This is a genomic window from Streptomyces sp. NRRL WC-3618, from assembly GCF_001280005.1.
In the GTDB taxonomy this organism is placed as follows: Bacteria; Actinomycetota; Actinomycetes; order Streptomycetales; family Streptomycetaceae; genus Streptomyces.
Genome location: NZ_LGDW01000443.1, coordinates 1 through 17,955 on the forward strand (window position 1 = coordinate 1; position 17,955 = coordinate 17,955).

Annotated in this window: 14 protein-coding genes and 1 pseudogene; 3 read left to right on the top strand and 12 right to left on the bottom strand. The window is 69.9% G+C overall.

Features of this window, described 5'->3' with window-relative positions; translation table 11 throughout:
* The 12 genes and pseudogenes from ADL01_RS28590 to uvrC form a co-directional block, all read right to left on the bottom strand.
* A pseudogene (locus ADL01_RS28590) lies at positions 1–474 on the bottom strand (glucose-6-phosphate isomerase); the annotation flags it as partial.
* 49 nt (positions 475–523) lie between these two features.
* Complete coding sequence (locus ADL01_RS28595; RefSeq protein ID WP_053744882.1) at positions 524–1,798, bottom strand: MFS transporter; 1,275 nt, start codon at positions 1,796–1,798, stop codon at positions 524–526.
* A gap of 132 nt (positions 1,799–1,930) precedes the next feature.
* Complete coding sequence (locus ADL01_RS28600; protein WP_078960808.1) at positions 1,931–2,266, bottom strand: RNA polymerase-binding protein RbpA; 336 nt, start codon at positions 2,264–2,266, stop codon at positions 1,931–1,933.
* 244 nt (positions 2,267–2,510) lie between these two features.
* Complete coding sequence (secG, locus tag ADL01_RS28605; RefSeq protein ID WP_006373292.1) at positions 2,511–2,747, bottom strand: preprotein translocase subunit SecG; 237 nt, start codon at positions 2,745–2,747, stop codon at positions 2,511–2,513.
* Positions 2,748–2,870: 123 nt separating this feature from the next.
* Positions 2,871–3,647 (bottom strand): triose-phosphate isomerase, encoded by a 777-nt coding sequence (tpiA, locus tag ADL01_RS28610; RefSeq protein WP_053744884.1) that lies wholly within the window; start codon positions 3,645–3,647, stop codon positions 2,871–2,873.
* 8 nt (positions 3,648–3,655) lie between these two features.
* Positions 3,656–4,867: a phosphoglycerate kinase gene (locus ADL01_RS28615; protein WP_053744885.1), complete on the bottom strand. Its 1,212-nt coding sequence runs from the start codon at positions 4,865–4,867 to the stop codon at positions 3,656–3,658.
* A gap of 131 nt (positions 4,868–4,998) precedes the next feature.
* A complete protein-coding gene (gene gap, locus ADL01_RS28620) occupies positions 4,999–6,003 on the bottom strand; it encodes a type I glyceraldehyde-3-phosphate dehydrogenase (protein ID WP_053744928.1) in 1,005 nt (334 codons plus the stop codon).
* Between the two features lie 225 nt (positions 6,004–6,228).
* Positions 6,229–9,180 (bottom strand): M14 family metallopeptidase, encoded by a 2,952-nt coding sequence (locus ADL01_RS28625; protein ID WP_053744886.1) that lies wholly within the window; start codon positions 9,178–9,180, stop codon positions 6,229–6,231.
* Positions 9,181–9,347: 167 nt separating this feature from the next.
* Positions 9,348–10,331, bottom strand: coding sequence for a DNA-binding protein WhiA (gene whiA, locus ADL01_RS28630; RefSeq protein WP_053744887.1), 984 nt, complete (start codon positions 10,329–10,331; stop codon positions 9,348–9,350).
* A complete protein-coding gene (locus tag ADL01_RS28635; protein WP_053744888.1) occupies positions 10,322–11,389 on the bottom strand; it encodes a gluconeogenesis factor YvcK family protein in 1,068 nt (355 codons plus the stop codon). Before ADL01_RS28635 ends, whiA begins: the two co-directional genes overlap by 10 nt.
* Entirely contained in the window at positions 11,386–12,438 is a 1,053-nt protein-coding gene (rapZ, locus tag ADL01_RS28640) for an RNase adapter RapZ (RefSeq protein WP_053744889.1), read from the bottom strand. The genes ADL01_RS28635 and rapZ overlap by 4 nt, the downstream gene beginning before the upstream one ends.
* Entirely contained in the window at positions 12,435–14,552 is a 2,118-nt protein-coding gene (uvrC, locus tag ADL01_RS28645; RefSeq protein ID WP_053744890.1) for an excinuclease ABC subunit UvrC, read from the bottom strand. Before uvrC ends, rapZ begins: the two co-directional genes overlap by 4 nt.
* Before the next feature lie 291 nt (positions 14,553–14,843).
* On the opposite strand from uvrC, the gene ADL01_RS28650 reads away from it, so the two are divergent.
* The 3 genes from ADL01_RS28650 to ADL01_RS28660 all read left to right on the top strand — a co-directional run bounded on the left by ADL01_RS28650 (position 14,844) and on the right by ADL01_RS28660 (position 17,897).
* The gene (locus tag ADL01_RS28650; protein ID WP_053744891.1) at positions 14,844–15,806 is read left to right on the top strand and encodes a hypothetical protein; all 963 of its coding nucleotides are present in this window, start codon (positions 14,844–14,846) and stop codon (positions 15,804–15,806) included.
* Positions 15,807–15,924: 118 nt separating this feature from the next.
* Positions 15,925–16,989: a LacI family DNA-binding transcriptional regulator gene (locus tag ADL01_RS28655; protein ID WP_053744892.1), complete on the top strand. Its 1,065-nt coding sequence runs from the start codon at positions 15,925–15,927 to the stop codon at positions 16,987–16,989.
* Positions 16,986–17,897, top strand: a complete 912-nt coding sequence (locus ADL01_RS28660; RefSeq protein WP_053744893.1) for a carbohydrate kinase family protein — start codon at positions 16,986–16,988, stop codon at positions 17,895–17,897. Before ADL01_RS28655 ends, ADL01_RS28660 begins: the two co-directional genes overlap by 4 nt.
* Positions 17,898–17,955: the final 58 nt, after the last annotated feature.

Consider the following 17,955-nt stretch of genomic DNA (forward strand, 5'->3'; position numbering starts at 1 on the left):
CCCGATGCCGATGTTGACGACGTTCCTGATACGCCGCCCGGTGTGCCCGGTCCACTCACCCGAACGCACCTTGTCCGCGAACGCGGCCATCTTGTCCAGGACCGCGTGCACGGCCGGCACCACGTTCTCGCCGTCCACCTCGACCACCGCACCGCGCGGCGCCCGCAGCGCGGTGTGCAGCACAGCACGGTCCTCGGTGATGTTGATCTTCTCGCCCCGGAACATGGCGTCCCGCAGCCCGAACACATCCGTCGCGGCGGCCAACTCGCGCAGCAGCCGCAGCGTCTCGTCGGTGACGAGATGCTTGGAGTAGTCGATGTGCAGGTCACCGACCTGGAGCGTGTACCCGGCGCCGCGCCCGGGGTCGGTCGCGAACAGATCCCCTAGATGGGTGTCCGCCAGTTCCTCCCGGTGCTTGCCCAGAGCCGTCCACTCGGGCGTCTGGTTGAGCCTGCTACGGCTGTCTGCGTTCATCTCGGGCTTCCGCCTCTTTCCTGCCTGGGCCCCCGCTGCCGGCCCCAACCTAATTGATCAGTTTGTTGGTCGATGTCGTCGTACCGTCATCCGGTCCGACACCTGATACGTCCGACTTCAGCGCCGGTATCAGTGCGGTGACCGACAGGACGAAGAATGCGGCGGCGAGCAGCGCCGGCGTGTTGAGTCCCCACGCCGTCGCGATGGCTCCGCCCAGCAGCGCGCCCAGCGGGGCTCCGGCGATCGCCAGGGTGCGGAAGGCCGAGCTGACCCGGCCCAGCATCGCGGCGGGGCTGTGGCGCTGCATGAGGGTCGTCGTGTTGACGTTCCACACCATCCCCATGAGCCCGAACACCGCCAGGGCGATGACCAGCGCGCTCAGCCTGCGCACCGAGCCCATGACGACCAGCGCGCCGATCTGCACCGTACCGGCGAGCACGACGGCCCGTATCCGTCCGAGCCGGTCCACGAGACGTCCGTTCAGCACCCCGCCGGTGAGGCTGCCGACCGTGTAGGCGGTCATCGCCGCCGCGTACCCGGCGTTGCCCGAGTCCAGCCAGCCGGTCACCAACAGCACCATCGTGGCGATGAGGGCGCCCATGCCCACGTTGCACAGTGCTGTGGCCGCGCACAGGCTGCGCAGCGGCCCGTCGTGCCACAGGACGCGCAGGCCGGCCGCGATCTCGCCACGCAAGGTGCTGCCCGCCGGTCTCGGTGCCCGCGCGGGCGCATCGGGCCGAAGCGAGGCGACCAGGGCCGACCCGACCAGGAAGGTGACGGCATCGGCCGCGAAGGGCACGGCTGCGCCCAGCGCGATCAGTACCGGCAACAGCGGCCCGGCCAGCAGACCTCCCGCGACACGCTGACCGGTCATCAGGCGGGCGTTCGCGCCGCCGAGCGCCTCCTTGTCGACCAGGGCCGGCAGCAGGGCTGTCGAGGCGTTGTCGAAGAGGGTCTGGAGCGTGGTCAGCGCGAAGGCCAGGGCGATGAGCAGGCCGATCGAGGTGTGCCCCAGGCCGACGGCCACGGCGAAGCAGGCGACCAGCAGCCCCCGTACCGCGTCCACCGTCCACATGGCGCGCCGCTGGTCGACTCGGTCCGCGACAGCGCCGCCGAGCAGTCCGAAGACGAGCCAGGGCAGATAGCCGCAGGCCGTCACGGAGGCGATGAGCAGGGGATTGCCGGTGAGTGTCGTGGCGAGCAGCGGCAGCGCCGCCGTGCGCAGTGCGTCGCCGAAGCTGGAGAGTACGGCGGCGCTCCACAGCCGCCCGAAGCCTCCGCGCCACGTGGGCACACGCGTTCCCGCCATCGCGACCGTCGTCACGATTCCCCCTCTCGGTTCGCCGATTCACCAACCGTAGAGGGCACCACTGACAATCGGTCGGGGAGCCGGTGGTCGACGCCCCGTCAGACGACTCCGGCCAGGCACCTCTCGGTGCCTGGCCGCCGTCAGTTTCTAGACTTCGCCCCGCAGTTTGGCGAGCGCCTCGGCGAGGATCGCCTCGCCGTCCGCGTCACTGCGCCGCTCCCGTACATACGCCAGGTGCGTCTTGTACGGCTCGGTGCGCGGCGGGTCCGGCGGGTTGTCCCGGTCCTGTCCGGCGGGAAATCCGCAGCGCGGGCAGTCCCAGGTGTCGGGGACCTGCGCGTCGCTGGCGAAGCTGGGCACCGTCTCATGTCCGTTGGAGCACCAGAAGGAGATGCGCAGACGCGGCGCGGACTCGCCCCGCTCGGCCTCGCCCATCGGCCCCGCCCCGACCCGGCTTCCTCGGATCGCGTTGCCACTTGCCACGGTCGTAACTCCCTGCGTAATGGTGCCGCGAAGCGAGTCGACGTTTTCGCTTCGTTGCGAGCGCCTCAGTCTACGTAAGGCCCAACGCGCGTCCAGTGCTTGGAGTTACAGGCCCTGCACCAAGACGCAAGCCCCATGATAGGCCGCCCTTGGCAGGGCGTACCGAACATGGGGCCTTACGTGCGGAATGTGCGTGCGTAATGTGCTGTCGTACCGAAATTTGACGACCGGTGTCAGCCGCTGATCAGTTGTTCACCTTCATCAGGATGCCGAGTACGACAATGGACGCGAACCACAGCAGACCGATCACCACGGTGATGCGGTCGAGGTTGCGCTCGGCGACCGAGGAGCCGCCGACGGACGACTGCATGCCGCCACCGAACATGTCGGAGAGGCCGCCGCCCTTCCCCTTGTGCATCAGCACCAGCAGCATCAGCAGCAGGCTGAAGACGATCAGGGCGATCGAGAACCCCAAAACCACGGCTGGACCAACTTCCTCGGATTCTGATGGACGACGGGGCCGGAACTCTCATTCGGAACGCCCGGCGTACCAAATACTAGTTTCGGCCCCGCAAGAGTACGACGGATCGCCTCTAGCGCATACTCACTGGTCGCGGAACCGAACGATCTTGACGAACTCGTCGGCGTCGAGCGAGGCTCCGCCGACCAGTGCGCCGTCGATGTCGGGCTTCGCCATGATCTCGGCGACGTTCCCGGACTTCACCGAGCCGCCGTACTGGATGCGTACGGCGTCGGCCAGGTCCTGGGAGTAGAGCTCGGCGAGCTTCGCGCGGATCGCCCCGCAGACCTCCTGGGCGTCGTCGGAGCCGCAGACCTTGCCGGTGCCGATGGCCCAGACGGGCTCGTACGCGATGACGACGGTCTCGGCCTGCTCGGCCGGGAGGTCCTTGAGGCCACCCTCGACCTGCGCGAGCGTGTGGGAGACGTGGTTGCCCGCCTCGCGGACCTCCAGCTCCTCGCCGACGCACAGGATGGGGGTGAGGCCGTGCTTGTAGGCGGCCTTCACCTTGGCGTTGACGAGCTCGTCGGTCTCGTTGTGGTACTGGCGGCGCTCGGAGTGGCCGATCGCCACGTACGTGCACTTGAGCTTCGCCAGCATCGAGCCGGAGATCTCGCCGGTGTAGGCGCCCGTGTCGTGCGCGGAGATGTCCTGCGCGCCGTACTTGATCTTGAGCTTGTCGCCGTCGACCAGGGTCTGTACCGAGCGCAGGTCGGTGAAGGGCGGCAGGACCGCGACCTCACAGGCCTCGTAGTCCTTGTCGGCGAGGGCGAACGCGAGCTTCTGGACGTGGGCGATGGCCTCGAGGTGGTTGAGGTTCATCTTCCAGTTGCCCGCCATCAGCGGCGTGCGAGTGGTCATGTGCGGGGTCAGCCTTCCAGTGCGGCGAGGCCGGGGAGCGTCTTGCCCTCGAGGTATTCGAGGGAGGCGCCGCCGCCGGTCGAGATGTGGCCGAATGCGTTCTCGTCGAAGCCCAGGATGCGCACGGCGGCGGCGGAGTCTCCACCACCGACGACCGTGAAGGCCGGGGAGTCGAGGAGTGCCTGGGCGACCGCCTTGGTGCCCTCGGCGTAGTCGGGGTGCTCGAAGACGCCCATGGGACCGTTCCAGAAGATGGTCGCGGCGTCGGCGAGCTTCGAGGCGTACAGCGTGCTGGACTCCGGACCGATGTCCAGGCCCATCCGGTCGGCGGGCATCGCGTCGGCGGCGACGGTGGCCGGGTTCGCGGGCGCCTTGGTCTTCAGGTCCGGGAACGCGGAGCCGACCAGCACGTCGACGGGGAGGATCAGCTCGACGCCGTTCTTCTCCGCGCGCTCGATGTACTCGTTGACGGCCGGGAGCTGGTCCTCCTGGACGAGGGAGGCGCCGATCTCGTAGCCCTTGGCCTTGAGGAAGGTGAACACCATGCCGCCGCCGATGAGGATGCGGTCGGCCTTGGCGAGGAGCTGGTCGATGACGGCGAGCTTGTCGGAGACCTTGGCGCCGCCCAGCACGACGGCGTACGGCCGCTTGACGTCCTCGGTGAGCTTCTTCAGGACGCCGACCTCGGTGGCGATGAGGTAGCCGGCGTAGTGCGGCAGCCGGGCCGGCAGGTCGAAGACCGAGGCGTGCCCCCGGTGCACCGCGCCGAAGCCGTCGCCCACGTAGACGTCGGCGAGGGCGGCCAGCTGGTCGGCGAAGGCGCCGCGCTCGGTGTCGTCCTTCGACGTCTCACCGGCGTTGAAGCGCAGGTTCTCGAGCACCGCGACCTGGCCTGCCTCGAGGCCGTTCACGGCGTCGTGGGCGGCGGGGCCGACGGTGTCCTGGGCGAAGGCCACGGGGGCGCCCAGGAGTTCACCGAGGCGCTCGGCGGCGGGCAGCAGGGAGAAGGCGGGGTCCGGGGCGCCCTTGGGGCGGCCGAGGTGGGAGGCGACGACGACCTTGGCGCCGGCGTCCGCGAGGGCCTTGACGGTGGGCAGGACGGCCCGGATGCGGCCGTCGTCGGTGATGGCGCCGTCGGCCAGCGGCACGTTCAGGTCGGCGCGGACGAAGACCCGCTTGCCGTCGACTCCTTCGGCGAGGAGTTCATCGATCGTCTTCATGAAGGGGACTCCTAGGGAGGGCTCTGTGGTCCGGAACGGGCCGGGTCGATCAATACGCGCCACAGGGCTCGGACAACGCCGCTTCGCGTCGCCCGAGCCCTGTGCTCACATCGAAGTGCCTGCTCCGGTACTCAGAGCTGGTTGCCGACGAAGACCGTGAGGTCGACGAGGCGGTTGGAGTAGCCCCACTCGTTGTCGTACCAGCCGATGATCTTCACGCTGTTGCCCTGCACCATGGTCAGCGAGGAGTCGAACGTGCAGGAGGCCGGCCAGTTGACGATGTCCGAGGAGACGATCGCGTCCTCGGTGTAGTCCAGGTAGCCCTTCAGCTCGCCCTCGGCGGCCTTCTGGAACGCGGCGTTGACCTCTTCCTTGGTCACCACCCGCTCCGTCTCGACGACCAGGTCGGTGACGGATCCCGTCGGGACCGGCACCCGCATCGCCATGCCGTTGAGCTTGCCCGCCAGCTCCGGGATGACCAGGCCGAGGGCCTTGGCCGCACCGGTGCTCGCCGGGATGATGTTCTCGGCGGCGGCGCGGGCGCGACGCAGGTCCTTGTGCGGGAAGTCCTGCAGACGCTGGTCGCTGGTGTAGGCGTGGACCGTGGTCATCAGACCCGAGACGATGCCGAAGTTCTCCAGGAGAACCTTGGCCATCGGCGCCACACAGTTGGTGGTGCAGGAGGCGTTGGAGATGATGTGGTGGTTCGCCGCGTCGTACTTGTCCTCGTTGACGCCGAGGACGATCGTGATGTCCTCGTCGGAGGCCGGAGCCGAGATGAGGACCTTCTTGGCGCCACCGGCGATGTGCTTCGCGGCGTCGGCCTTCTTGGTGAAGATGCCGGTCGACTCGATGACGATGTCGACGCCCAGCTCACCCCACGGGATGTCGGCCGGGTCGCGCTGGGAGAGCACCTTGATGGTGTGACCGTCGACCGTGATCGTGTCGGCGGTGTGCGACACCTCGGCCTTGAGACGGCCCAGGATGGTGTCGTACTTGAGCAGGTGAGCGGTGGTCGCGGTGTCACCCAGGTCGTTGACAGCCACGATCTCGATGTCAGCACCCTGCTCCAGCAGCGCGCGGAAGTAGTTACGACCGATGCGGCCAAAGCCGTTGATGCCTACGCGGATCGTCACGAAACCGATCTCCTCGTTGGTACGCCGGCTCACGTGCCGGCGAGTTGTATGGGATGTCCCCGACCGCCTACGACCCTACCTCCCTGCGGCGCCGCTGGTGACATCGAGATGCCTCATACACGGCAGGGCGGTCCGTACCCGCCAGTAGGGGTACGGACCGCCCTGGTCTCGCGCTGCGATTACCTGATCGAAATCGGCGCGATGATCCGATGAAACGGGTGCTGATCAGTCCTTCAGCGCGGCCAGTGCCTTGCCGAGAAGTGCCTTCCGGTCGGCCGCCGCGGTGACGTGCTCCAGGCCGAAGCCCAGCAGCACCGTGTCATCGGTGGTGACCGCTCCGTACGTCCTGGCCAGCTCGCCCGACAGACCCCAGTCCTTGATGACCGCGGGGCTGCCCGCGGGCGGTCCGGGGACGCTCCAGGCGCCCAGGGACGTCTCGAAGTCCTCCACCGGGCCCGCCGTGCCGCCGATCACGACGGTGGCGTTGTCGGCGAGAACGCCGCGTCCGCCGGAGCCGGGGTCGGTGATGTAGCTGATCGAGATCTCCACCTTTTTGCCGGCGTAGGCCGAGAGGTCGAAGTTGACCTGCTGCCAGCCCGCGGAGGCCCCGGTGAAGCTGTTCCAGGAGCCGCTGGTCCCGGTGGGCGTGCAGGCACCCGAACCGAGGGTCAGATAGCGGGTGAGCGCCGGGTGGCCCTTGATGAAGAACCCGGCCTCGCACTCGGCGGGCACGGCGGTGCTGGTGGCGCCGCCCTTCTCGGGGAGCGTGGTCCAGTCGTCGGCCCCGGCGGTGTGGGCTTCGAGTACGGCGTGGTCGTAGCCCTCCTCCGTGTCCCACAGGAGCTGGGTACGGAACGTGGGCGCGGAGGCCGCGCTCACCCCGGTGAGGTCGATGGTGCGGGTGAGACGGTTCCAGGCGTAGTCGGTGTGCTTGACGGCCGCCATGGAGGCGCCCGCGTACGGTCCGTACGGGTTGGCGGCTCCGGGGTATCCGCCCGCGCCCGCGCTGGCGAACTGCGGATACGTCTGCGCGGCCAGGTTGTCCGAGGTGACGCCGAAGGATCCGGCCGCGTTCAGCGGGTTGCCGGGCGCGTCGCCGAGGGCGCCGTTGAACCCGGTGAGCTTCCCGGAGCCGTTGAAGGCGCTGACCGAGGGTGTGGTCGTACGGGAGTAGGCGCCCAGGTAGTACTGGCTGAAGTCGTTCGACAGGGTGCCCCCGCCGAGGTCGACGGAGCCTCCGGCGCTCTCGCCGGCCTCGACCAGCTTGCCGCCCTCGTTGAGGTAGGCGCGCAGCTGGAGCTGGGTGGCGTTGCCCGGCCGTACGGCGCCCGTGTAGTGGACGACCGTCTTGAAGTGGCGGAGCACGCCGAGCGCGTCGGGTGCGCCCAGGGCGGCGACGTCCCAGACGAGCGGCTTCCTGCCGTTGGCCTTCAGCGCGTCGACGTACGTCTGCGCCTGTGTGGCGGTCGCGCCCTCCTCGGCGACGACGAGGGTGTCCGCGCGTGGCCGTTCGGCGACCGTGTAGGTGAACCGGGTGCTCTTGGTGTGCTTCCCGGCCTTCGTCTCGCCGGTGAACCAGACCTCGACCTTGTCGCCCGGGTCGCCGTCGGCGACCTTGGCGCGGTACTCGTCGAAGTACAGGTTGTCGTCACCGCCGTAGGTCTCGCCGCCCTTCCACGCCTTGAGCGCCATGTCCTCCGTACGGCCGCCGTTGACGCGGTACTTGAGTTCCTTGTCGCGTACGGACCTGCGGACGACGACCGAGACCTCCTGGTCGGCGCCGCGCGAGTACGAGGTGGTGAAGGGTGCCGGGGTGAAGTCGGGGGCGGCGATGCCGACCGAGGACTTCGGCTGGTCGGGCCTGGCCGCGGACTCGGCGACCGACAGGGCGAACGGGATGTTCTTGGCGAACTCCTGCTGGATCAGCTTCTCGTCGTCCGGGAAGGTGAAGACCGAGGCGCAGTCGGCCGCCTTCCAGGCGTCGTCCGGGTAGAGGTTCGACGCGGTCTGGCAGGTCGACATCTCCGGGGTGAACATCCCCATGCCGTTGACGTTGGCCGCGTGGCCGTCCGCCTCGCCGTTGGTGGTGTACAGCTCGGAGGAGAGCTGGGGGTGGTAGCCGGGGATCGCCGACTTCTCCGGCGTACCGGCGAGCGACTTGTACAGGACGTCGTCGGGGCTCGGCGACGCCACCTGCCAGCCGACCCCGTAGAGGAGGAGTTCGGCGGCGGAGTGGTAGTTGATGCCGTAGGTGAAGCCGACGCGCTTCTCGAAGGCGTCCAGGGCCTTGGTCTCGGGCTCCGAGGCCGGGCCCGCGCCGCGGTAGGTCTCGCTGGTGGGGGACGGGGACGAACCCTCGTCGTCGTAGCCCCACTTGTAGGCGAAGTTGCGGTTGAGGTCGACGCCGTCGCCGATGGTGATGTTGCCGTCGCCGTTGACGTCCCGCATGTTCTTGCGCCACTGGCGGTCGCCGTCGGGGCGGTGCGTGAAGTCGTAGCCGTCGGGGTTCGCGGACAGGACGAACCACAGTTCGGTCGAGTCGACGATCTTCTTGATGCGCTTGTCCCTGGAGTAGTTGTCCAGGTAGTGGTGCATCAGCCGCCGGGTCATCTCCGGCGTGATCCATTCACGCGCGTGCTGGTTGGACAGGTACAGGACCGACGGCTTGGCGCCGTCCTTGGTCTTCTTCGCGCCCTTGGTCAGTTTGAGCGCGAGGATGTCCTGCCCCCGAAGGGTCTTGCCGATGGAGACGACCTTGGTCAGGCCCGGGTTCTGCTGCGCGGTCTTGAGGATCTCCTCGCGGAGGTTGCCGGCTCCGCTGTACGGCCGGAAGACGCCGTCACCGGCGGCGGCCACGCGCGCGCGTGCCGTCGCCGTAAGCGTGTGCTCCTTGAGATGGACGCCCTTGTCCTCCAGCTGGTCGGCCTGCTTGTCGGTGAGGTAGACCTCGACCGTGGCCGTGCCCTTGTCGGGCGCCTGCTCCCCGAGTTCGTGACCGTCCTGGCCGGCCGCGAGCAACAGCGGAATCTGCGCCTTCGTCACCTCGGCGCGGAAGACCTTGACCTCGTCGGGGCCGGGCGTACCGGCGTCCTCCGCGGCCACGGCGATGGGCGCGAGTCCCGCGCCGCCCAGCACGAGTGCGCCTACGGCGAGGATCGTTCTCGCTCTGCGTCTCATGTACCCCCCTAGCGATGATCCGCCGCAGTGGTGGATCAGATGCCAGGCTCATGACAGTTCATGATCCAGTCAAGGGGGCCCCATCAACTGACAAACGCCGATACCGGTACCCAAGTGGGTACCGGCACCGGCGTGTTGAGGTTTCGTCAGCCTGTGGTGAGGCTCAGTCAGCCCGCGTCGGCCATCTCCTCGGTGAGGTTGGACTCCGTGCCCGGGATGCCGAGATCCTGGGCCCGCTTGTCTGCCATGGCGAGCAGCCGGCGGATACGGCCGGCGACGGCGTCCTTGGTCAGCGGCGGGTCGGCGAGGGCGCCCAGCTCCTCCAGGGAGGCCTGCTTGTGGTCCATGCGCAGCCGGCCGGCCGCCGCGAGATGCTCGGGAACCTCGTCGGCGAGGATCTCCAGCGCCCGCTGGACACGGGCGCCGGCGGCGACGGCCGCGCGCGCGGAACGGCGCAGGTTGGCGTCGTCGAAGTTGGCGAGGCGGTTCGCGGTGGCGCGGACCTCGCGGCGCATCCGGCGCTCCTCCCAGGCCAGCACGGACTCGTGCGCGCCGAGCCGGGTGAGGAGGGCGCCGATCGCGTCCCCGTCCCGGACGACGACCCGGTCGACGCCCCGCACCTCACGGGCCTTGGCCGCGATCGACAGACGGCGGGCGGCGCCGACGAGGGCGAGCGCGGCCTCCGGGCCCGGGCAGGTCACCTCCAGGGACGAGGAGCGCCCCGGCTCGGTGAGCGAGCCGTGGGCCAGGAAGGCACCTCTCCAGGCCGCCTCCGCGTCGCAGGTGGCCCCGGAGACCACCTGCGGGGGGAGGCCTCGGATCGGGCGCCCACGGCCGTCCACGAGCCCCGTCTGGCGGGCCAGCTGGTCACCGCCCGCGACCACCCGGACCACGTAACGGGAACCGCGGCGCAGTCCGCCGGGCGCCATCACGATCAGTTCGGAACTGTGGCCGAAGATCTCCAGGATGTCCCGCTTGAGCCGGCGTGCCGCCATCGCGGTGTCCAGCTCCGCCTCGATCACGATGCGCCCGCTCACCAGATGGAGGCCGCCGGCGAACCGCAGAATGGCGGAGACCTCCGCCTTTCTGCAGCAGGTACGGGTGACGGGGAGCCGGGAGATCTCATCCTTCACCGCTGCCGTCATCGCCATGGGCCGATCCTTCCATGCATCCGAAAAATACGGTCGTACGCGGCGGCCAACAGCTCCGTATCGTGCCGAGGAGATCCGTCGGTCCGGGCCACCGGCGCCAGCTCGACCGCGGCACCGAACCGCTTGGCGGCATCGGTCAGCAAGTCGCGGTCGGGCACGGCGGCCTCGTCGGCAAGCACCACGTCCAGGGCGAGTTTAGGGGCGTGTCGTCCCAAAACCTCCAAATGACGCTGCGGAGAGAACCCCTCGGTTTCTCCGGGTTGCGGCGCGAGGTTCAGCGAGAGTACCCGGCGGGCCTTCGTCTCGGTGAGCGCGTCGAGCAGCTCGGGCACCAGCAGGTGCGGGATCACGGAGGAGAACCAGGAGCCTGGCCCGAGGACCACCCAGTCGGCGTCCAGGACGGCGGCGACGGCTTCCGGGACGGCGGGCGGGTCGTGCGGCACCAGGTGCACGGTCTGCACCTCGCCGGGCGTCAACGCGACGGTCGCCTGTCCCCGTACGGTGTCGACGTCGTCGGGCCGCTCCGGGTCGTGCCCCCTGACCAGCGCCTGCAACTCCAGAGGTACGGCGGACATCGGCAGGACGCGGCCGTGCGCGCCGAGGAGCCTGCCGACCAGGTCGAGGGCCTGTACGTGGTCGCCGAGCTGCTCCCACAGGGCGACGATCAGCAGGTTGCCGACGGCGTGCTCGTGCAGGTCACCCTTGGACTGGAAGCGGTGCTGGATGACGCGGGCCCAGGTCTGGCCCCAGTCGTCGTCGCCGCACAGGGCGGCCAGGGCCTTGCGCAGGTCGCCGGGCGGCAGCACGCCGAGCTCGTCGCGCAGGCGCCCGCTGGAGCCGCCGTCGTCGGCCACGGTGACGACCGCGGTCAGGTCGCCGGTGATCCGGCGCAGTGCGGCCAGCGACGCGGACAGCCCCATGCCGCCGCCCAGGGCGACGACCTTGGGCTGGGCGCCCCGGCGGCGCGGCCTGGCGCCGCGGGCCTCGACGGGCCGGCCCGTGCGCACCACGGGGGTCGCGCGTCGCAGCCTGCCCAGCCTCGGTGTACGTCCCGTCATTCCCGTCCCATGTCCCGGTGCACGAGCACGGTCTCCACGCCCTGCGATGCCAGGCGGGCGGCGAGCTTCTCGGAGGTGGCGACCGAACGGTGCTTGCCGCCGGTGCAGCCGACCGCGATCGTCACATAGCGCTTGCCCTCGCGGCGGTATCCGGCGGCGATGAGCTGGAGCAGCTCGGTGTACCGGTCGAGGAACTCCTTGGCGCCGGGCTGGTTGAAGACGTACGCCGACACCTCCTCGTTGAGGCCGGTGTACGGGCGCAGCTCCGGGACCCAGTGCGGGTTGGGCAGGAACCGCATGTCCACAACCAGGTCGGCGTCGACGGGCAGGCCGTACTTGAAGCCGAAGGACATGACCGTGGCCCGCAGCTCGGGCTCCTCCTCGCCGGCGAACTGGGCGTCCATCTTGGCGCGCAGTTCGTGCACGTTGAGGCTGGAGGTGTCGATCACCAGGTCGGCGTCGCCGCGCAGCTCACGCAGCAGCTCGCGCTCGGCGGCGATGCCGTCGACGATGCGGCCGTCGCCCTGGAGGGGGTGCGGCCGGCGCACCGACTCGAAACGGCGCACCAGGGCGTCGTCCGAGGACTCCAGGAAGACGATCCGCCGGGTGACGCCCTTGGCCGCCAGGTCGGCGAGCGACTCACGGAGGTTGTCGAAGAAACGCCGGCCGCGTACGTCGACGACGACCGCGATCCTCGCGACGTTGCCCTGCGAGCGGGCGCCGAGCTCCACCATGGTGGGGATCAGCGCGGGCGGCAGGTTGTCGACGACGAACCAGCCGAGGTCCTCCAGACACTTGGCGGCCGTCGAGCGGCCGGCTCCGGACATGCCGGAGATGATCACCAGCTCGGGGATGGCCGCTTCGGGGACCCCGGCTGTCTCGATGCCCGTACCCACTTGCTCTCCGTCTTCCTGGCCCGGCGGTTCCTGGTCCGCCGCGGCGCCCGGCGCGGGGCCCTCGGCGTGTCGCGAGCGATCGTCGCCCGTTTCCTTGGGACCCGTCTGGCCTTCCGCTGTGTGCTCGGGCTTCGGTGTCTCGTGCTCGGTCATTTCTCCTGCCCCCGTCGCTCGTCCGGGGTGCCCGCGGCTACGGGCTCCCCCGGGGAACCCGCCCTCGTCCCGGGTTCCCCGTCCTGCGTGACTGCCGTGGCTTCCGGCTCTTGCGTGTAGTCCATGATCTCTCCCGTCGCCGTGTTCACGGCGGGCGCGGCCGGGGCCGCCTGTGCGAGGGCCACGGCGATCGTCTCGGCCGTCTTGAGACCTATGCCGGGAACCTCGCGGATCTGGTCGATTGTGGCGGACCGCAGCTTCTTCACCGAGCCGAAATGCTTGATCAGCGCCTGTTTCCGGGATTCGCCGAGTCCGGGCACATCGTCCAGGGGGCTCGCCCGGAAGCGTTTGGCCCGTTTGACGCGCTGGTACGTGATCGCGAAGCGGTGCGCCTCGTCACGCACGCGCTGGAGCAGATACAGGCCCTCACTGGTGCGGGGCAGGATCACCGGGTCGTCCTCGCCGGGAACCCAGACTTCCTCCAGGCGCTTGGCGAGGCCGCAGACGGCGATGTCATCGATGCCCAGCTCGTCCAGCGCCCGCTGGGCGGCGGCGACCTGTGGCTGCCCGCCGTCGACGACGACGAGCTGCGGCGGATAGGCGAACCGCTTGGGCCGCCCGTCGTCGTGCTTCAGCTCCACGCCGGGCTCCTGATCGGGTTCCTGTGCGGGTTCCTGGGCGGGTTCCTGGCCGTCCGCCCATTCGCCGGTCTTCTCCTTCTCGGCGATGTAGCGCTTGAAGCGACGGCCGATCACCTCGTGCATGGACCGGACGTCGTCCTGTCCCTCGAAGCCCTTGATCTGGAAGCGGCGGTACTCGCTCTTGCGCTGCAGGCCGTCCTCGAAGACGACCATGGAGGCCACCACGTCGTCGCCCTGGAGGTGGGAGATGTCGTAGCACTCGATCCGCAGCGGGGCGCTGTCCAGGTCGAGGGCCTCGGCGATCTCCTCCAGGGCGCGCGAGCGGGTCGTCAGGTCGGAGGCGCGCTTGGTCTTGTGCAACACGAGCGAATGCTGCGCGTTGCGCTGCACGGTCTCCATGAGGGCCTTCTTGTCGCCGCGCTGCGGGATGCGCAGCGAGACCCCGGATCCGCGCCGCTCCGCCAGCCACTCCTGGACGGGTTCCAGGGGGTCGGGCAGCGCGGGGACGAGGACCTCCTTGGGCACGGAGTCGCCCTTCTCCTCCCCGTAGAGCTGCTGGAGGGCGTGCTCGACCAGGGCCGCGGTGGTGACGTCCTCGACCTTGTCGGTCACCCAGCCCCGCTGGCCGCGCACCCGTCCACCGCGTACGTGGAAGATCTGCACGGCCGCTTCCAGCTCGTCCTCGGCGACCGCGATCAGGTCGGCGTCGGTCGCGTCGGCGAGCACGACCGCGCTCTTCTCCATGGCCTTCCGCAGGGCCTCGATGTCGTCGCGCAGCCGGGCCGCCCGCTCGTACTCCATCTCCTCGGCCGCTTCCGTCATCCGCTGTTCCAGCCGGCGCAGATACGTCCCTGTCCGGCCGGCCATGAAGTCGCTGAACTCCTCGGCCAGTTCACGGTGTTCGTCGGCGGAGACCCGCCCGACGCAGGGCGCCGAGCACTTGCCGATGTAGCCCAGGAGACAGGGGCGGCCGGTGCGGGCGGCGTTCTTGAAGACACCGGCCGAGCACGTGCGCACCGGGAAGACGCGCAGCAGCAGGTCCACGGTGTCGCGGATGGCCCACGCGTGCCCGTACGGCCCGAAATAGCGGACGCCCTTGCGCTTGTGACCGCGCATCACCTGCACGCGCGGGTACTCCTCGTTCATGGTCACCGCGAGATACGGGTAGCTCTTGTCGTCGCGGTACTTGACGTTGAAACGAGGGTCGAACTCCTTGATCCAGGAGTACTCCAGCTGGAGCGCCTCGACCTCCGTGGACACCACCGTCCACTCCACGGAGGCGGCCGTGGTGACCATCGTGCGGGTACGCGGGTGGAGGCCGGCCAGGTCCTGGAAGTAGTTGGCCAGGCGCTGGCGCAGGCTTTTCGCCTTCCCGACGTAGATCACCCGGCGGTGCTCGTCGCGGAATTTGTACACCCCGGGAGAGTCCGGGATCTGTCCCGGCTTGGGGCGGTAGCTGGAGGGGTCGGCCATGTCTCACACCCTACTGGCGGGGTGTGACAGCGCGGTGATCCCGTGGACCGAAGCCCCCGGTCCCCGGGAGGGGCGGGCAGGAACGTGAGCCTCAGGTGTTGTCCCGTCTTGGTCAACACGCTTCAATGCGGGGGAACTCGGGGGCGGTGAACAGCCGCGTACACCCGTGCGGACACGGGGGCACGCGGACACGGGGGCGAGAACGCCGCGTACGCCCGCCGGGCAGCCCCGGTTCGACCCACGCGCACGGTCCGACCAGCCGCCGCGATCATCCACAGAAGGGCCCCCTGCATGCGACAAGGCACACCGCACGCGGACGACGTCGTCGCGGAGGAAACCGCCGCGGAACTGGACACGGCTCTGCGAAATGGCCCCTTCCATGTGGCCCTGCGCGCCGCGATCACCGCTCGCGGTCTGCCCCTGCAGCGCGTCCAGCACCATCTGTGGCGGTACGGGGTCAAGGTCGGCGTCACCAGCCTGAGTTACTGGCAGCAGGGCGCCCGCCGCCCGCAGCGCCCCGAGTCGCTGCGGGCCGTCAGGGCCCTGGAGGAGATCCTCCAGCTACCGGACGAGGCCTTGATCCGGCTGCTCTCCCAGGACGAGGAGCGCGCCGCCACGCAGCGTCCCGCCGCGCGTTCGTACCGCTCTCTGGTGGAGGCCTCCGGAGCTCTGGAGCGGCTGCTGACGGAGCTGGCGGCGCCGCCCGACGGCGGCCTGCACACTCTCGGCCTGCACGAACGGGTACGAATCGGCACCCACCGTGAACTCCTCACCCGGGAGTCCCACCACATCGTGCGCGCCCACCGGGACGACACCGACCGTTTCGTCGCCGTGCACCACGGTGACCCCGGCTGCGTGCCGGACCGCATGTCGGTCCACGCCCTGGAGAACTGCCGCACGGGGCGGGTACGCCGGCACCACGACACCGGAGTGCTCGTCGCCGAACTCCTCTTCGACACGCGGTTGCGCGCGGGCGACACGTTCCTCTTCCGGTACGCCGTCGAGGACGGGACCGCGGGCATGTCCCGTGAGTACGTGCGCGGATTCGGTGTCGCGGGCGGCCAGTACGCCCTCCAGGTCCGTTTCGACGACGGTTCCCTGCCGGTGCGCTGCCACCGGTTCGCCCAGCACTCGGCGGCGGCGCCTCGCAGTGGCCGTCAGGAACTGCCGGTGAGCGCCCGCCACCGCTCGGTCCACCTCGTCGAGCCGAGGCTGCGACCAGGGATTCTGGGCATCGGCTGGGACTGGGAATGACCGGCCCGGCACAGGCGTAAGCGTTTACGTAAGCGCTTACGCAAGCGTTTACGTCGCGCTGGGGATGCGATACGTTGCCGTCAGTGACGTCCGGTCGGGACGGGAAGGCGGGGACTTCATGGCGACGATGACCGATGTCGCACGGCACGCCGGCGTGTCCGTGGCGACCGTTTCCCATGTACTGAACGGCACCCGCGTCGTGCGCCCCGCGACCCGTCAGACCGTCCTCGACGCCATCGAGACGCTGGGCTACTCCCCGAACACTCTGGCCCGTTCTCTGGTCACCGCGCGAACACGGTCCTTCGGGCTCGCGGTGTCGGCGATCAGCAACCCGTACTTCACGGAGATCCTCCAGGGCGTCGAGGCCTGCGCCCTGGAACACGGCTACAGCCTTCTCCTCGCCGACCCGCACGACGACCCCGAGCACGAGCGCAAAGTCGTCCAGCTGCTGCACGAGCGACGCGTGGACGGCATGATCGTGGCCCCCTCGGCGGATCCCGGGGCGCTGGTCGCCTATCTGACCCGGCACGAGCTACCGACGGTGTTCCTGGACCGGTTGGTCGACACCCCAGCGGACAGCGCTCCGCGCTTCGACCAGGTGTGCGCCGAGAACGCCGAACCGATGGTCCGGCTGATGGCCCACCTCACCGCCCTCGGCCACAAACGCGTCGGGCTCGTCACGGGCCGCCCCGGCCTCAGCTCGACGGCGGAACGCATCGCCGGCTATCGCATCGGCCTCGCCGCCGCCGGGCTCCCCCACGACGAACGCCTGGTGGCCCATGGCGGCGCAGGGCCGGAGGGGGCCGAGCGGGCCACCGCCGCCCTCCTCGCCCTCGCGGCGCCACCGACCGCCCTCGTCACCGCCGACAACGCGATGACCATCGGCGCCCTGCGCGCCCTGCGCGGGCGGGGCCTCACCGTGCCGGACGACCTGGCGCTGTGCTGCTTCGACGACTTCGCCTGGGCCGATCTCCTCACCCCGGGGCTCACCGCGATCGCGCAGCCCGGCAGGGACATCGGCGCCCAGGCCGTACGTCTGCTCCTGGAACGCCTGGCCGACCCGGACCGCCCGGCCCGAACCGTGCGGCTCCCGTGCACGTTCGTCCATCGCCATTCGTGCGGTTGCGCCGACCAGAAGCACCGCGGCAACACCCCTCAGTCCGGGAAAGGACCCGTTTCGTGATCGTCGTCGCCGGTGAGGCCCTGATCGACCTGGTTCCGCACACGGCGGGCGCCCTCGCGGATCTGCGGCCGGCGCTCGGCGGCGGGCCCTACAACACGGCGGTGGCCCTCGGCCGCCTCGGTTCCCCCACCGCGTTCTGTTCCCGTGTCTCGTCCGACGCCTTCGGCGAGGCACTGCTCGACGGGCTGCGCTCGGCAGGCGTCGACGTGTCGGCGGTGCAGCGCGGCAGCGAGCCGACCACCCTGGCGGTCGCCTCGATCGGCGTGGACGGCTCCGCCGCCTACTCCTTCTATGTCGAGGGCACCGCGGACCGGCTGTTCACGGCGCCCGCTCAACTCCCCGCCACGGCCAGGGCGGTGTCCTTCGGTACCTGTTCACTGGTTCTGGAGCCGGGGGCGAGCGCGTACGAGGAACTGTTGCGGAGCGCTGCCGCGCAGGGCGTGTTCACCGCGCTCGACCCGAACATCAGACCCGTACTCATCCCCGACGCAGACGCCTACAGGGCTCGTTTCACGAGCTGGCTGCCCTCGGTGTCACTGCTCAAGCTCTCGGAGGAGGACGCGAAGTGGCTCGGCGGGAATCCGCACGAATGGCTGGCCGCCGGCCCTTCTGCCGTCGTGGTCACCCGGGGCGGCGACGGGCTGGGCGTCTTCACACGTGACGGCGCGGAATACTCCGTGCCCGGCGAGCAGGTCGACGTCGTGGACACGATCGGCGCCGGCGACACCGTGAACGCGGCACTGCTGCACGGCCTGTCGACCAGGGACGCCCTGTCCCCGACGGCGCTTGCCGAGCTCGGCCCCGACGGCTGGACCGGCCTGCTCCGTCTCGCGGCCCGTGCCGCGGCGATCACCTGTTCACGAGCGGGCGCGGAACCGCCGTACGCGGCCGAACTGGGCGCTCTGTAGGGGCGGTCCGGTTGGTGGTACCTCCTGCTTGTCCGACGTACGGCGGCCCGCGGGGAGT

Bases quoted from the DNA above. Each gene is read 5' to 3' on its own strand.
- tpiA (WP_053744884.1), bottom strand. From the start codon at position 3,647: ATGACCACTCGCACGCCGCTGATGGCGGGCAACTGGAAGATGAACCTC.
- ADL01_RS28615 (WP_053744885.1), bottom strand. From the start codon at position 4,867: ATGAAGACGATCGATGAACTCCTCGCCGAAGGAGTCGACGGCAAGCGG.
- ADL01_RS28625 (WP_053744886.1), bottom strand. From the start codon at position 9,180: ATGAGACGCAGAGCGAGAACGATCCTCGCCGTAGGCGCACTCGTGCTG.
- whiA (WP_053744887.1), bottom strand. From the start codon at position 10,331: ATGGCGATGACGGCAGCGGTGAAGGATGAGATCTCCCGGCTCCCCGTC.
- ADL01_RS28635 (WP_053744888.1), bottom strand. From the start codon at position 11,389: ATGACGGGACGTACACCGAGGCTGGGCAGGCTGCGACGCGCGACCCCC.
- rapZ (WP_053744889.1), bottom strand. From the start codon at position 12,438: ATGACCGAGCACGAGACACCGAAGCCCGAGCACACAGCGGAAGGCCAG.
- uvrC (WP_053744890.1), bottom strand. From the start codon at position 14,552: ATGGCCGACCCCTCCAGCTACCGCCCCAAGCCGGGACAGATCCCGGAC.
- ADL01_RS28650 (WP_053744891.1), top strand. From the start codon at position 14,844: ATGCGACAAGGCACACCGCACGCGGACGACGTCGTCGCGGAGGAAACC.
- ADL01_RS28655 (WP_053744892.1), top strand. From the start codon at position 15,925: ATGGCGACGATGACCGATGTCGCACGGCACGCCGGCGTGTCCGTGGCG.